This window comes from Halorubrum sp. Ea8, assembly GCF_002252925.1.
Lineage (GTDB): Archaea > Halobacteriota > Halobacteria > Halobacteriales > Haloferacaceae > Halorubrum.
The window spans coordinates 1-585 of record NZ_NHPF01000160.1 but is presented as its reverse complement, the minus strand read 5'-3'; the positions used below and the strand labels follow the sequence as shown (position 1 = coordinate 585).

2 pseudogenes are annotated in these 585 nt (G+C 73.3%); both read right to left on the bottom strand.

What is annotated here, in order from left to right:
• Nucleotides 1–12: 12 nt before the first annotated feature.
• Nucleotides 13–266, bottom strand: a pseudogene (locus DJ74_RS18090) (hypothetical protein).
• Nucleotides 263–585, bottom strand: a pseudogene (locus DJ74_RS18085) (N-acetyltransferase); the annotation flags it as partial. The pseudogenes DJ74_RS18090 and DJ74_RS18085, both read right to left, overlap by 4 nt.

Below are 585 nucleotides of genomic sequence, written 5' to 3'. Positions count from 1 at the left end.
CCCCCCACCGCGCTACCCGCCCCGCTTCCGATACCACACGCGCTCGCCGACCGGCGACTCGCCGTCCTCGACGGGAAGCCGCCCCACGAAGAGGTCCCTGACCGCGAACGTGATCACGAGTTCGACGGACGCGTCGTCGCGCTCCGTTCCGCCCCCGTCGTCACGACGGCGTGCCCGTCGCGCTCGTCGATCGACTCGATCACTCCGACCGACCACCGGCCGACGTGGTGCGACGGCTCTCGGGCGTGGACGCGGTCGTGGTTCACTGCGCTCCCCCCTCGACGCGCCGCACCGCGAGCGCCGCCTCGCAGGTGCACTCGACCTCGCACTTCGGGCACTCGGCGGCGGGCCGGTCGATCGGCTCGCGGTGGACCGCCTCGTAGCCGTGGCGGTCGAACAGCTTCTCCGGGGAGTCGGCGCCGCCGTGGTACCACGAGTCCGCGACGAGCACGTCGACTCCGCGCTCGGCGCCGATCCTGTGCAGGCGTCCGAGGAGCCGACTCCCGATCCCGCGTCCGGTGGCCCCGTCTCGGACGTACCCCATCTCGAGGTGACCGTACCGGTCGGCGGCGGGGATCAGGTCGG